Below are 14,069 nucleotides of genomic sequence, written 5' to 3' on the forward strand. Positions count from 1 at the left end.
AAGCAGTAGTGGGAGCGCTCCCACTACCCGTTTACGGGATCGCTGTGCACCGCTTCCTCACTTCCCCTCTTGTGACCGGTCCTGCTCGCCGTCAGCCCCACTCTGTCGCTCTGGGCCCGCCACCAGCCGAAACAGTCGTAGGAGCCTCGAATGCGCATATCTTTTGGTGACGTCCCGCGCAGACGCCGCGCAGTCACCCTCACCACCGCGAGTCTGCTGTCCCTCGGTCTGCTCGTGACCGGATGCGGCGGCTCGGGGGACGAAGAGGGCAGCGACAGCTCGGGCGGAGAGATCACGCTCCGCGTCGGCACCTTCGGATCATTCGGGTTCGACGACAAGACGGGCGCCAAGCTCTACGCCGAGTACGAGAAGCTGAACCCCGGCATCAAGATCGAAGAGACGAATGTCGCCGACGGCCAGAAGTACTGGGACGCGCTGAAGCTGAGGCTCTCGCAGGGCAGCGGACTCGCCGACATCCAGGCCATCGAGGTCGGCTACATCGCGGAGGCCACCGGAGAGGCGATGGCCGGCAAGTTCGTCGACCTGGGCAAGACCGAAGGCGTGGACACCTCGAAGTTCCTCGACTGGAAGGTCAAGCAGGCCACCGCCAAGAACGGCTCCACCATCGCGCTGGGCACGGACATCGGCCCGATGGCCATCTGCTACCGCAAGGACCTGTTCCAGAAGGCCGGACTGCCCACCGACCGTGAAGAGGTCGGCAAGCTGTGGGCCGGCGACTGGGACAAGTTCCTCGCACAGGGCGAGAAGTACAAGGCCAAGGCGCCGGCCGGGACGGCGTTCCACGACTCGGCGAGCGGTCTGTTCAACGCGGTCGTCTCCAGCCAGCCCGACCAGTACTCCGGTGAGGACGGCGAACTGCGCTGGGAGAGCAGCCTCGGTGTGATGAAGGCGTGGGACACCGCGGTCAAGGCGGCCCAGAACGGACTGACCGCCAAGCTGCGGCAGTTCGACGAGAAGGGCAGCTGGAACGCGGCGTTCAAGAACTCGAAGTTCGCCACCGTCGCCTGCCCGTCCTGGATGACCGGCATCATCAAGGACCAGGCCGGACCGGCCAACAAGGGCAAGTGGGACATCGCCCAGGCGCCCGTACCGGCGAACTGGGGCGGCTCGTTCCTCGCCGTGCCCAAGGCGGGCAAGCACACCGCCGAGGCCGCCAAGCTCGCCGCCTGGCTGACCGCCCCCGAGCAGCAGGCCAAGGTGTTCGCCGTCAACGGCAACATCCCCTCGACCACCGAGGGCCTGAAGTCCGAGACCGTCCAGAACGCCCGGCCCGACTACTTCCCCGGCGTCCCGGTCGGCAAGATCTACTCCGAGGCCGCGCAGAAGATCGAGCCGGCCCCGATCGGCCGCTGGGACGGCCAGGTGAAGACCTTCCTGACGGACAACGGGATCCTCGACATCGAGACCCGCGGCACCTCGCCGGAGAAGGCCTGGAGCAACGTGAAGAAGCTGGTCGACGACAAGATCGACCAGTAGCCGACGCCCCGCCGCCGGCTGCCTCCCGCGGCAGCCGGCGGCTCCTTCGCGGGTGCCGCGCGGGCACCCCTCGTTCTTCCGTCACGACTCACCAGGGAAAGGGCGCCTGATGGCCACCTCCCTTAGGCCCGACCAGGGCGCCGAAGTGATCGCCGCCCCCGCCGGCTCACCGAAGGCCCCGCGGCACCGGGACCCGTCCGGCTGGCGCAGCCGCCTCTACCGCCTCGACCTCAAGGCGACCCCGTACGTCTATGTGGCGCCGTTCTTCCTCGTGTTCGCCGCCTTCGGTCTCTTCCCGCTCCTCTACACCGGCTGGCTGTCGCTCCAGAAGGTCGAGCTCGGCGGCACGGCCGAGTGGCGGGGCTTCGGGAACTACACCCGGCTCTGGGACAGCGACTTCTTCTGGAACGCCCTGGCGAACACCTTCACCATCGGCGTGATCTCCACCGTGCCGCAGCTGCTGATGGCGCTCGGCCTGGCCCATCTGCTCAACTACCGTATCCGCGGCCGCGGTTTCTACCGGGTCGCGATCCTCGCCCCGTACGCGACCTCGATCGCCGCGGCCGCGCTGGTCTTCGCCCAGCTGTTCAACACCGACTACGGGCTGATCAACCAGCTGCTCGGCTACGTCGGACTCGACCCGGTCCACTGGGAGACCGAGAAGTGGCCCGCCCAGATCGCCATCTCCACGATCATCACCTGGCGGTGGACCGGCTACAACGCGCTGATCTACCTGGCGGCGATGCAGGCGGTGCCGAACGACCTCTACGAGGCGGCGGCCCTCGACGGGGCGTCCCGCTTCCGGCAGTTCATCAGCATCACCATCCCGTCGATCAAGCCGACGATCCTGTTCACCATCGTCGTCTCCACCATCGGCGCCACCCAGCTCTTCGGTGAACCACTGATCTTCGGCGGCAGCCTCGGCATCGGCGGCGGCAGCGGCAACCAGTACCAGACGCTGAGTCTGCTGATGTACGAGAAGGGCTGGGTCACCGGTGCGCTCGGCCAGGCGTCCGCGATCGCCTGGGTGATGCTGCTCCTGCTGCTGGCCATCGGACTGGTGCAGCGCCTGCTCAGCCGGTCGAGCACGCAGAAGAAGAACGGAGCGGCACGCTCATGAGCCATGTGCTGAACAAGCCCGCGGCCCCCGCCGGGTCGCCGGTCAAGACGCGCCGGCGGCGGCTGGGCCAGAAGGCCGGCCGGCAGCACCACGGCGGCCCGCTCACCTACGCGCTGCTGATCTTCGCCGCGGCGATCTCCCTCTTCCCGCTGTACTGGAACCTGGTCGCGGCCTCCCACACGGGCGAGCGCGTCGTTCAGGCCCCCAGCCCGCTGCTGCCGGGCAAGGAGCTGTTCAACAACCTCTCCATCGCCTGGAACCAGGTGGACCTGGGGGAGGCCCTGATCAACACGACCATCGTCGCGGGCGCGGTGGCGACGAGCACCGTGCTGTTCGCGACGCTCGCCGGGTTCGCCTTCGCCAAGCTGCGGTTCAAGGGGCGCAATGTGCTCCTGGCGATCGTGGTGGCGACGATGACGGTCCCGCCGCAGCTCAGCGTCATCCCGCTCTATCAGCTGATCACCGAGCTCGGCTGGGTCAACCAGCTGCAGTCGGTGATCCTGCCCAGCCTGGTCGCCGCCTTCGGCGTGTTCTTCATGCGGCAGTACCTCCTGGAGGCGCTGCCGGTCGAACTCATCGAGGCGGCCCGGATGGACGGGGCGCACAGCCTGCGCATCATCTGGCACGTGGTCTTCCCGGTCGCGCGGCCGGCGATGGCCGTCCTCGGCATGCTGATCTTCGTCCAGGCGTGGAACGACTTCTTCTGGCCGTTCATCGCGCTCACACCGGACGGTTCGCCCACCCTGCAGGTGGCGCTGGCCGGTCTGGGGTCCGGGAACCACACCGTGAACCACGCGATCGTGCTGACCGGCGCGTTCCTGGCGACCGTCCCGCTGCTCGTGGTCTTCGCCGTCCTCGGCAAGCACATCGTCGGCGGCATCACCTCGGGCGCCGTCAAGAGCTGACACGCAGGGGAGCCGGGGCCTGCGGGGCGCGTGGGGCGCCCTGCGGGCCCGGCGCATTTCACGCGTCGTGGACCGCCCGCGCGCACGCGGCGCGCAGTTCCTCCGGGCCGATGAACGCGGTGTGGGTGCCGGCCGACCCGCAGACGAAGGCGCCCGCCACCGAGCCGGCGAGCACGCACTCCTCCACCCCACGGCCCTCGAACAGGGCGTGCAGGAACGCGGTGACGAAGGCGTCCCCGGCGCCGTTGGTGTCGACGACGGGGCGCTCGGGACGTACGGCGGGGAAGTGCCGCACCTTCTCCTCGCCGCGCACCAGCAGATGACAGCCCGCGGCGCCGGCCGTCGCCACGACGAGGCGTGCCCGTCCCTCGCCGACGATGCCGCGCATGACCTCCTCGAGCCGGCTGCCGAGGGCCGCGGCACTCAGGAAGACGTAGTCGGACGCGAGGGCGTAGTCGCGGTGGTGCGGATCGCGGCCGTCCCAGTCGTGGAGATCGGTGGAGCTGGTGATCTCGAGCCGGTGGACGTCCTCGTACATGTCGCGGTTGTGGCCGACGATCGAGAGATGGACGTGCCGGGCGCGTTCCAGGAAGGGCAGATAGAACGGGCGGGGCAGCCGCAGGTCCGCCGGATGACGCCCGTCGTAGAACGAGAACCGGCGGCCCTGCGGGTCGACCAGGTTGATGCCGCGTGGTGTGCCGTGCGGGGAGAGCACATGGCTGAAGTCGAGGCCGTGCTCCGCGTACGCGGCGAGCACCGTCCGGCCCTGGACGTCGTCGCCGAGGAAGTCGATGAACTTGGTGGCCAGGCCCAGGGCGTGCCAGCCCAGCGCCACGCCGTTGCCGGTGTGCCCCACGTAGTCGCGCACCGGGGGTACGTACAGCGAGTCGCCCGGCGGCACTTCGAGCGCGTCGACGCGGACGATCGTGTCCACTCCGGTGCCGCCGACGACCAGTACGTCGTAGGGCTGCTCGTGCATGTGGGCCTCAGTCCCGGGCCGGGGCCCGCTTCGTGGCGGACGCGGTCGAACCCCGTACCACCAGCTCCGGCATGAAGACGAACTCGCTGTGCGGGGCGGGCGTGCCCCCTATCTCCTCCAGCAGCGCACGCACCGACGCCTGCCCCATCGCCTGCACGGGCTGGCGGATGGTGGTGAGCGGCGGATCGGTGAACGCTATGAGCGGGGAGTCGTCGAAGCCGACCACCGAGATGTCCCTGGGCACGTGGAGCCGCTGCTGCCGCGCCGCGCGGATGGCGCCGAGCGCCATCATGTCGCTGGCGCAGGCGATCGCGGTGCACCCCTTGGCGATCAGCGCGGCCGCCGCCGCCTGGCCGCCCTCCAGGGTGTAGAGGGAGTGCTGGATCAGTTCCTGCGACTCCTCGGGGGACAGCCCGAGCCGTTCCTCCATGGCGAGCTGGAAACCCTCGATCTTGCGCAGGACCGGCACGAACCGCCTCGGGCCGAGCGCGAGGCCGATCCGGGTGTGGCCGAGGGAGGCGAGGTGGGTGACCGCCAGCTGCATCGCGGCCCGGTCGTCGGGGGAGACGAAGGGGGCCTGGACCTTCGGCGAGAAGCCGTTGACCAGGACGTACGGCACGCCCTTGGCACGCAGTTGGTCGTAGCGGTCCGTGTCGGCGGTGGTGTCGGCGTGCAGCCCGGAGACGAAGATGATGCCGGAGACGCCGCGGTCCACCAGCATCTCGGTGAGTTCGTCCTCCGTGGACCCGCCGGGGGTCTGCGTGGCGAGCACCGGCGTGTATCCCTGCCGGGTCAGCGCCTGGCCGATGACCTGGGCGAGGGCGGGGAAGATCGGGTTGTCCAGCTCGGGGGTTATCAGTCCCACCAGGCCGGCGCTGCGCCGGCGCAGCCGGACCGGCCGCTCGTAGCCGAGCACGTCGAGCGCGGCCAGGACGGATTCGCGGGTGGCCGCGGCCACGCCGGGCTTGCCGTTGAGCACGCGGCTGACTGTGGCTTCACTGACCCCCGCCTGGGCTGCGATGTCGGCGAGCCGCGCGGTCATGGGAGTGGACTGTACCGGCCGTACGTCGGATTGCCCACCAGCGGCGGGAATCGGCAGGTTCATCGCGTCATGTCGCGGCCGGCCCTCCCGGCGGACCGCCGCGGAGCATGAACCACGTCACATGTCTGCAAAGCCTTGCGGAGTGCTTGCGAAGGCGTCGGTTGCGGACGCACCCTGGGCACGGTCCGTTCCTGTGAGGAGTGTCAAGCGATCCTTCGGCAACTCTCAGGACACGCGGATGTAACGATCGGCCGTCCTTGCAGAAAATTGCCGCAAGGTCTTTCCGATGGTTTTCGGCCCTGTTACGTTCCTGGCAACCCGGCACCGCGAGGGAGCGGACGGCGGGAGGCAGGTCTTCGCCTCCGCCCTTCCGGGCTCAGTTGAAGGAGTTCACATGCGGCGTGGCATAGCGGCCACTGCGCTGGTAGCGGCAATGGCGCTCTCGGCGACGGCGTGCGGGTCGGACGGCGGCGACACCGGCAAGAAGAGCTCGGGCGAGCTCAGCGGGACGGTCACGTGGTGGGACACCTCCACGGTCGGCAGTGAGGACAAGGTCTTCAAGAAGATCGCCGAGGACTTCACCAAGCTGCACCCGAAGGTCACCGTCAAGTACGTCAACGTGCCGTTCGGTGAGGCGCAGAACAAGTTCAAGAACGCCGCGCAGTCCGGCTCCGGCGCCCCCGACGTCATCCGCTCCGAGGTCGCCTGGACCCCGGAGTTCGCCGACCTCGGCTATCTCGCGCCGCTCGACGGCACCGCCGCGCTGAAGGACGAGGACGACTTCCTCGAGCAGGCCGCGGCCTCCACCCGGTACAACGGCAAGATTTACGCCGTTCCGCAGGTCATCGACTCCATGGGCATCTTCTACAACAAGAAGATCTTCAAGGAGGCCGGCGTCGAGGTCCCCAAGACCATCGACGAGCTGAAGACCGTCTCGGCCACGATCAAGGACAAGACCGGCAAGACCGGTCTGTACCTGCGTGGTGACGACGCCTACTGGTTCCTCTCCTTCCTCTACGGCGAGGGCGGTGACCTCGTCGACGCCAAGAGCAAGACCGTCACGATCGACGACGAGGCCGGCGTCAAGGCCATGAAGGTCGTCAAGGACCTGGTCGACTCCAAGACCGCGATCACCGATGCGACCAACGGCTGGGACAACATGCAGGCCGCCTTCAAGGACGGCAAGGTCGCCATGATGATCAACGGCCCGTGGGCCGTCGCCGACACCTACACCGGTGCCGAGTTCGCCGACAAGTCCAACCTCGGCGTCGCCCCGGTCCCGGCCGGCTCCGCCGGCCAGGGCGCCCCGCAGGGCGGCCACAACCTCGCGGTCTACGCGGGCTCCGAGAACCTGGACGCCTCGTACGCCTTCACCGAGTACATGACCTCCGCCGAGACCCAGGCCAAGGTCGCCCAGGAGCTCAACCTGCTCCCGACCCGCAACTCCGTCTACTCCCAGCCGGGTGTCGCGAGCAACGAGATCGTCGGCTTCTTCCGCCCGGTCGTGGACAAGGCCGTCGAGCGCCCCTGGATCCCGGAGACCGGCAGCCTCTTCGCTCCGCTGGTGACCGAGTACACCAAGGTCCTCACCGGCCAGACCACCCCGGAGAAGGGTGTCAAGGCCACCGCGGACGAGTACCGCAAGCTCCTCAAGGACTGGAAGTAACAGGAAGGTTGGCCGGCTGATGGCTGTGGACACCAGCCAGTCGGTGGCGAAGGCCGCGGGCGATGTCGCCCGCGGCCCCAGCCGCGGTACTGGTAAGCCCGAGGGCAGGCTCCGGCGCTCCCTCTCCACGCACTGGTACGCGTGGGTGATGGTCGCCCCGGCGACCGTCGTGATCGCGGTGATCATCGGATACCCGCTGGTCCGCGGTATCTACCTGTCTCTCACGGATGCCACGGAGCGCAATGTCGCGCGGAGCATCGGCGTCAACGAGATCCCCGCGACCTACGAGTTCGTGGGGCTGGACAACTACAAGGAGGCGTTGTCCAGCGCGCAGTTCTTCGACACGCTGGGCTGGACCCTGGTGTGGACGGTGGCCTGCGTCTCCATCACCTTCGCCCTCGGCATGGCGCTGGCCAACATCCTCAACCGCAAGATCGCCGGCCGCTCCTTCTACCGGATGCTGCTCATCCTGCCGTGGGCGGTCCCCGGTTTCGTGTCCGTCTTCGCCTGGCGCTTCCTCTACGACGAGCGCCGCGGGCTGCTGAACAGCATCCTCGCGGGCGGCGGCATCGACGCCGTGCCGTGGCTGAACGACCCGACGCTGGCCAAGGTCGCGGTGATCGCCGTCAACGTGTGGCTCGGTGTGCCGTTCATGATGGTCGCCCTGCTCGGCGGCCTGCAGTCCATCCCGGGCGAGCTCTACGAGGCCGCGGAGATGGACGGTGCCACCGCCTGGCAGCGGTTCCGCAACATCACGCTTCCCGGACTGCGTTCGGTCAGCACCACCGTGGTCCTGCTGAGCAGTATCTGGACCTTCAACATGTTCCCGGTGATCTTCCTGCTCACCCGGGGCGGACCCGGCGAGGCGACCCAGATCCTGGTGACGCAGGCGTACAAGTTCTCCTTCGAGATCAGTCCGCGTGACTTCGCCCAGTCGTCCACCTGGGGCGTACTGATCCTGGTCCTCCTGATGCTCTTCGCCGCGGTCTACCGGCGAGTCCTCCGCAAGCAGGGAGAAGTCTGGTGACCACCGCCGTGACCCCCACGTCCAGCCGGCGGACCAAGGTCCGCCGCCGTGGCGAGCGTTCGCCGCTCGCGTCGCTCGGACTGCACGCCACGTTGATCGTCGCCTCCGTGGTCGCGGTCTTCCCGGTGCTGTGGGTCTTCCTGACCTCGCTGAAGCCGGCCAAGTACGCGAACACGACGGACTTCGTCAAGGAGACGACGTTCGAGAACTACACGAACCTGCTGGAGAACACCGAGTTCCTCACCTGGTTCGGCAACTCGCTGCTGATCGCCGGTCTCACGACCCTGCTCGGCGTCATCGTCGCCGCCACCACCGGATACGCGGTCAGCCGCTTCCGCTTTCCCGGCAAGCGCGGCCTGATGTGGACGCTGCTGATCACCCAGATGTTCCCGGTCGCCGTCCTGATCGTGCCGATCTACAACATCATGTCCGCCATCGGACTGCTGAACAACGCGTTCGGCCTGGTCGTCACGTACCTCACCATCGCCGTTCCGTTCTGTGCGTGGATGATGAAGGGCTTCTTCGACACCATCCCGATGGAGATCGACGAATCGGGCCAGGTGGACGGGCTCACCCCGTTCGGAACCTTCTGGCGGCTGATCCTGCCGCTCGCCAAGCCCGGCATCGCGGTCACCGCGTTCTACTCGTTCATCACCGCCTGGGGCGAGGTCGCCTACGCGTCCGCCTTCATGGTCGGCGACGAGAACCTCACCCTCGCCGGCGGACTGCAGAAGTTCGTCAACCAGTACGGCGCCCAGTGGGGCCCGATGACGGCGGCGTCCGTGCTCATCGCCATACCCGCGGGACTCGTGTTCCTCTTCGCCCAGCGGCATCTCGTGACCGGTATGTCCGCCGGTGCCGTCAAGGGCTGACCAGCCGTATGAAGCCGCGGCGCCGGTCCGTGCCCGACCCCGGACCGGCGCCGCTCCCCACCCCATCACTTCCAGGGATGACATGACCCAGCACCTTGCTGCCCCCGCCGCCCCCACCTCCGGCACGCACACGGGCTGGTGGCGTGACGCGGTGATCTACCAGGTGTACCCGCGCAGCTTCGCCGACGGCAACGGCGACGGCATGGGAGATCTGGAAGGCATCCGCGACCGGCTGCCCTATCTGCGGGACCTCGGCGTCGACGCCGTCTGGCTGAGCCCGTTCTACGCCTCGCCGCAGGCCGACGCCGGCTACGACGTGGCCGACTACCGCGCCATCGACCCGATGTTCGGCTCGCTCCTCGACGCCGACGCGCTGATCCGCGACGCCCACGGGCTGGGCCTGCGCATCATCGTGGACCTCGTGCCCAACCACTCCTCGGACCAGCACGAGTGGTTCCAGCGCGCCCTGCGCGAAGGTCCCGGCTCGCCGCTGAGGGAGCGCTACCACTTCCGTCCGGGCAAGGGAGCGAACGGTGAACTGCCCCCCAACGACTGGGAGTCCATCTTCGGCGGCCCCGCCTGGACCCGGGCCGCCGACGGAGAGTGGTACCTCCACCTCTTCGCTCCCGAGCAGCCCGACTTCAACTGGGAGCACCCCGCCGTACGGGACGAGTTCCGCTCCATCCTGCGGTTCTGGCTCGACATGGGGGTCGACGGCTTCCGCGTCGACGTCGCCCACGGCCTCATCAAGGCCCCGGGCCTGCCCGACCTCGGCAAGCACGACCAGCTGAAGCTGCTCGGAAACGATGTCATGCCGTTCTTCGACCAGGACGGTGTCCACGACGTCTACCGCTCCTGGCGCAAGGTCCTCGAGGAGTACGGCGACGACCGCGTCCTCGTCGCGGAGGCCTGGACGCCCACCGTCGAACGCACCGCCAACTACGTGCGCCCCGACGAGATGCACCAGGCCTTCAACTTCCAGTACCTCGGCACCCACTGGGACGCCGCGGAGCTGCGCGAGGTCATCGACGACTCGCTCGCCGCCATGCGGCCCGTGGGGGCGCCCACCACCTGGGTGCTCTCCAACCACGACGTCACCCGCCACGCCACCCGCTTCGCCAACCCCGCGGGCATGGGCACCCAGATCCGCACCGCCGGCGACCGCGCCCTCGGCCTGCGCCGCGCCCGCGCCGCCACGCTGCTGATGCTGGCCCTGCCCGGTTCCGCGTACGTCTACCAGGGCGAGGAGCTCGGCCTGCCCGACGTCACGGACCTGCCCGACGAGGTCCGCCAGGACCCGTCGTTCTGGCGGGCCAGTGGGCAGGACGGCTTTCGCGACGGCTGCCGGGTGCCGATCCCGTGGACCGCCGAGGGCTCCTCGTACGGCTTCGGCGACGGCGGCAGCTGGCTGCCGCAGCCCGACAGCTGGGGCGCGCTGAGCGTCGAGGCGCAGACCGGCGACCCGGGTTCCACGCTCGAGCTCTACCGCACGGCGCTCGCCGTCCGCCGCGGTCACGCCGGGCTCGGCGCGGGTGACGCGGTCGAGTGGGTGGACGCCCCGGAGGGTGTGCTGGCGTTCCGCCGCGACGGTTTCCTGTGCACCGCCAACACCACGGGCGAGACGGTCCGCATCCCGCTGCCCGGCCGGACGCTGCTCGCCAACGACACGGTGATGGTCGTCGACGACATGGCAGAGGTGCCCGCCGACACCACCGTCTGGTGGGCGGTGTGACGGTTCCCCTGCCTCGGGGCGACGGGTCCGCCGCCCCGAGGCTCGCCGACCTCGCTCTCCAGGCCCAGGTCAGCGAAGCCACGGTCAGCCGGGTGCTCAACGGCAAGGCCGGTGTCGCGGCCGCCACCCGGCACAAGGTGCTGGCCGCCCTCGACGTGCTCGGCTACGAGCGGCCGGTGCGGCTGCGGCAGCGCAGCGCCGGGCTCGTCGGCCTGATCATCCCCGAGCTGACCAACCCGATCTTCCCGGCGTTCGCCCAGGTGATCGAGCAGGTGCTGGCGGGGCACGGCTACACGCCCGTGCTGTGCACACAGATGCCGGGCGGTTCCACGGAGGACGAACTGGTCGAGCAACTGGAGGAACGCGGTGTCACGGGCATCGTGTTCCTCTCCGGGCTGCACGCCGACACGACGGCCGACCCGTCCCGCTACCTCAAACTCGCGGGCCGGGGCGTCCCGTTCGTCCTCATCAACGGCTACAACGAGGCCGTCCAGGCGCCGTTCGTGTCCCCCGACGACCGCTCCGCGGCGCGCATGGCCGTGCGGCACCTCGTCGAGCTCGGGCACGAGCGCATCGGCCTGGCCATCGGGCCGACCCGCTATGTGCCCTCGCTGCGCAAGGCGGAGGGCTTCACCGAGGCGCTCGAGTCGATGCTGGGGCTGTCGGCGGACGACGCCGGGAGCTTCATCCAGCGCACGCTGTTCTCCGTCGAGGGCGGCCAGGCCGCCGCCGGCCTGCTGCTCGACCAGGGGTGCACCGGGATCGTCTGCGGCAGCGACCTGATGGCGCTCGGCGTGGTCAGGGCGGTGCGGGCACGCGGGCTGGACGTGCCCGGCGACGTGTCGGTGGTCGGCTTCGACGACTCGCCTCTCATCGCGTTCACGGACCCGCCGCTCACGACGGTGCGGCAGCCGGTGCAGGCGATGGCCACGGCGGCGGTGGACGCGCTGGTCGAGGAGATCGACGGAAACCCGGTGCAGAGGACGGAGTTTGTTTTCCAGCCTGAGCTGGTGGTGCGCGGTTCGACGGGCGCGCCGCGGCGCTGAAGCGCGGCGGCCGGGGCCTGCCCCGGGTCGGGGCGGGCGGGGTTCTGACGGCGGCCCCGGGCGCGCTCCGCTCCGGGGCCGAGGCCGGTCGGTGAACCGGCCCGGCCGGCCGGGCGCGTGGGGCCCGGCATTGACCGGGACCCCCGGCCGGCCGGACCGGAGTCATGGTTGAACGTAACACCGCTGCAACTGCTTGCGAAAGAGTTTGCGGTCACGAAACGGCTTGTTTTCAAGGTGGTCATCGGAGTCTGCCCGGAGGGTTGACCGCCGGGCGGGTGGGGCTTACGGTCTCGTCCGCAACGAGTTTCAGACTTCTTGCAGCAATAAACCCCAAAGGCCTTGCGGGCACGGCGCGTTGCCGCACGAGGCTGACCCCTCGCATCCGCACCTTCCTGTGAGCCCAGGAGGAATCATGGCCAGCAGAACCGTGGCCGCGGCACTCGCCGTTGTGGCAGGAGCCGCCGTTGCCGTCACGGCCCCCACCGCCGCCCAGGCCGCCCCGCCCGGAGACAAGGACGTCACCGCGGTGATGTTCGAGTGGAAGTTCGACTCCGTCGCCAGGTCGTGCACCGACACCCTCGGCCCCGCCGGATACGGCTTCGTACAGGTCTCACCGCCCCAGGAGCACATCCAGGGCGGCCAGTGGTGGACCTCGTACCAGCCGGTCAGTTATCAGATCGCCGGACGTCTCGGTGACCGCGCCGCCTTCCGGAACATGGTGAACACCTGCCACTCCGCCGGCGTCAAGGTCCTCGCCGACGCGGTCGTCAACCACATGTCGGCCGGGTCCGGCACCGGCACCGGCGGGTCCTCGTACACCAAGTACAACTACCCCGGCCTGTACTCGGCGCCGGACATGGACAACTGCACCTCACAGATCAACAACTACCAGGACCGCGGGAACGTGCAGAACTGCGAGCTCGTCGGGCTCGCGGACCTGGACACCGGCGAGGAGTACGTCCGGGGCCGGATCGCCGGATACCTGAGCGACCTGCTGTCCCTCGGCGTCGACGGCTTCCGCATCGACGCCTCCAAGCACATGCCGGCCGACGACCTCGCCGCGATCAAGGGCAAGCTGAGCAACCCCGGCGTGTACTGGAAGCACGAGGCCATCCACGGCGCGGGCGAGGCGGTGTCACCGAGCGAGTACCTCGGCAGCGGCGACGTCCAGGAGTTCCGCTACGGGCGCGGTCTCAAGCAGGTCTTCAACAACGAGAACCTCGCCCACCTCAAGAACTTCGGCGAGGGCTGGGGCTTCATGGAGTCCGGGAAGTCCGCCGTCTTCGTCACCAACCACGACACCGAGCGCGTCGGCGACACCCTCACCTACAAGAACGGCGCCGCCTACACCCTGGCGCACGTCTTCATGCTGGCCTGGCCGTACGGCAGCCCGGACGTCCACTCCGGCTACGACTTCACGAACCATGACGCCGGCCCGCCGAACGGTGGCCAGGTCACCGCCTGCTACAGCGACGGCTGGAAGTGCCAGCACGCCTGGCGCGAGATCTCCTCGATGGTCGCCTTCCGCAACACCGCACGGGGCACCGGCGTCACGAACTGGTGGGACAACGGCGGCGACCAGATCGCCTTCGGCCGCGGCGACAAGGCGTACGTCGCCATCAACCACGAAGGTTCGACGCTGACCCGCACGTTCCAGACCTCGCTGCCGTCGGGCAGCTACTGCGACGTGCAGAGCGGCAACGCGGTCACGGTCGACGGCTCGGGCCGGTTCACCGCCACGCTGGGCGCCGGCACCGCCGTCGCACTGCACGCCGGAGCCCGCGACTGCGACGGTGGCACCACCGATCCCGCACCGGTGGAGGCGGGCGCGTCGTTCAACGTGAACGCCACCACCGTCATGGGCCAGAACATCTACGTCACCGGCAACCGCACCGAGCTCGGCAACTGGAGCCCGGGCAGCGCCCTCAAGCTGGACCCGGCGAGCTATCCCGTGTGGAAGCTCGACGTGAACCTGCCCGCCGGCACGTCCTTCGAATACAAGTACATCCGCAAGGACGCGGCCGGAAACGTCACCTGGGAGAGCGGCGCCAACCGCACCGCCACTGTCCCGTCCTCCGGCAAGGTCACGCTGAACGACACCTGGCGCAACTGACGCCGGCCCTCCCGCGCTGCCCCGCGTCCCTCCCCGGGCGCGGGGCGGCGCACTCGCACCGCACACCACC

The 14,069-nt window shown here is 69.1% G+C and carries 11 protein-coding genes; 9 read left to right on the plus strand and 2 right to left on the minus strand.

The annotated features are described in order from the left end of the window. Positions 1-150 precede the first annotated feature (150 nt). The 3 genes from OGH68_RS28755 to OGH68_RS28765 all read left to right on the plus strand — a co-directional run bounded on the left by OGH68_RS28755 (position 151) and on the right by OGH68_RS28765 (position 3,522). Positions 151-1,497 carry an ABC transporter substrate-binding protein gene (locus OGH68_RS28755; protein ID WP_264247920.1) on the plus strand — a complete coding sequence of 449 codons (1,347 nt, stop codon included), beginning with the start codon at positions 151-153 and terminating at the stop codon, positions 1,495-1,497. Between the two features lie 109 nt (positions 1,498-1,606). Then, entirely contained in the window at positions 1,607-2,617 is a 1,011-nt protein-coding gene (locus tag OGH68_RS28760) for a carbohydrate ABC transporter permease (protein WP_264247921.1), read from the plus strand. Continuing rightward, positions 2,614-3,522 carry a carbohydrate ABC transporter permease gene (locus OGH68_RS28765; RefSeq protein WP_264247922.1) on the plus strand — a complete coding sequence of 303 codons (909 nt, stop codon included), beginning with the start codon at positions 2,614-2,616 and terminating at the stop codon, positions 3,520-3,522. Before OGH68_RS28760 ends, OGH68_RS28765 begins: the two co-directional genes overlap by 4 nt. Before the next feature lie 58 nt (positions 3,523-3,580). Here the strand turns inward: OGH68_RS28765 and OGH68_RS28770 are convergent, their stop codons facing one another. Next, the gene (locus OGH68_RS28770; protein WP_264247923.1) at positions 3,581-4,501 is read right to left on the minus strand and encodes a carbohydrate kinase family protein; all 921 of its coding nucleotides are present in this window, start codon (positions 4,499-4,501) and stop codon (positions 3,581-3,583) included. Between the two features lie 7 nt (positions 4,502-4,508). Further along, complete coding sequence (locus OGH68_RS28775) at positions 4,509-5,543, minus strand: LacI family DNA-binding transcriptional regulator (protein ID WP_264247925.1); 1,035 nt, start codon at positions 5,541-5,543, stop codon at positions 4,509-4,511. A 394-nt stretch (positions 5,544-5,937) separates the two neighbouring features. On the opposite strand from OGH68_RS28775, the gene OGH68_RS28780 reads away from it, so the two are divergent. The 6 genes from OGH68_RS28780 (at position 5,938) to OGH68_RS28805 (ending at position 13,999) form a co-directional block, all read left to right on the plus strand. Further along, positions 5,938-7,209: an extracellular solute-binding protein gene (locus tag OGH68_RS28780; RefSeq protein WP_264247927.1), complete on the plus strand. Its 1,272-nt coding sequence runs from the start codon at positions 5,938-5,940 to the stop codon at positions 7,207-7,209. Between the two features lie 19 nt (positions 7,210-7,228). Next, positions 7,229-8,236: a carbohydrate ABC transporter permease gene (locus tag OGH68_RS28785; RefSeq protein WP_264247928.1), complete on the plus strand. Its 1,008-nt coding sequence runs from the start codon at positions 7,229-7,231 to the stop codon at positions 8,234-8,236. Further along, positions 8,230-9,108 (plus strand): sugar ABC transporter permease, encoded by an 879-nt coding sequence (locus tag OGH68_RS28790; RefSeq protein ID WP_413471132.1) that lies wholly within the window; start codon positions 8,230-8,232, stop codon positions 9,106-9,108. The genes OGH68_RS28785 and OGH68_RS28790 overlap by 7 nt, the downstream gene beginning before the upstream one ends. An 82-nt stretch (positions 9,109-9,190) precedes the next feature. Continuing rightward, on the plus strand, positions 9,191-10,840 hold the full coding sequence (locus tag OGH68_RS28795; RefSeq protein WP_264247931.1) for a glycoside hydrolase family 13 protein: 1,650 nt from the start codon (positions 9,191-9,193) through the stop codon (positions 10,838-10,840). Beyond that, positions 10,828-11,886: a LacI family DNA-binding transcriptional regulator gene (locus tag OGH68_RS28800; RefSeq protein WP_264247932.1), complete on the plus strand. Its 1,059-nt coding sequence runs from the start codon at positions 10,828-10,830 to the stop codon at positions 11,884-11,886. Before OGH68_RS28795 ends, OGH68_RS28800 begins: the two co-directional genes overlap by 13 nt. Before the next feature lie 412 nt (positions 11,887-12,298). Then, positions 12,299-13,999, plus strand: a complete 1,701-nt coding sequence (locus tag OGH68_RS28805) for a carbohydrate-binding module family 20 domain-containing protein (protein WP_264247933.1) — start codon at positions 12,299-12,301, stop codon at positions 13,997-13,999. Positions 14,000-14,069 lie beyond the last annotated feature (70 nt).

It is taken from the genome of Streptomyces peucetius, from assembly GCF_025854275.1.
In the GTDB taxonomy this organism is placed as follows: Bacteria; Actinomycetota; Actinomycetes; order Streptomycetales; family Streptomycetaceae; genus Streptomyces; species Streptomyces peucetius_A.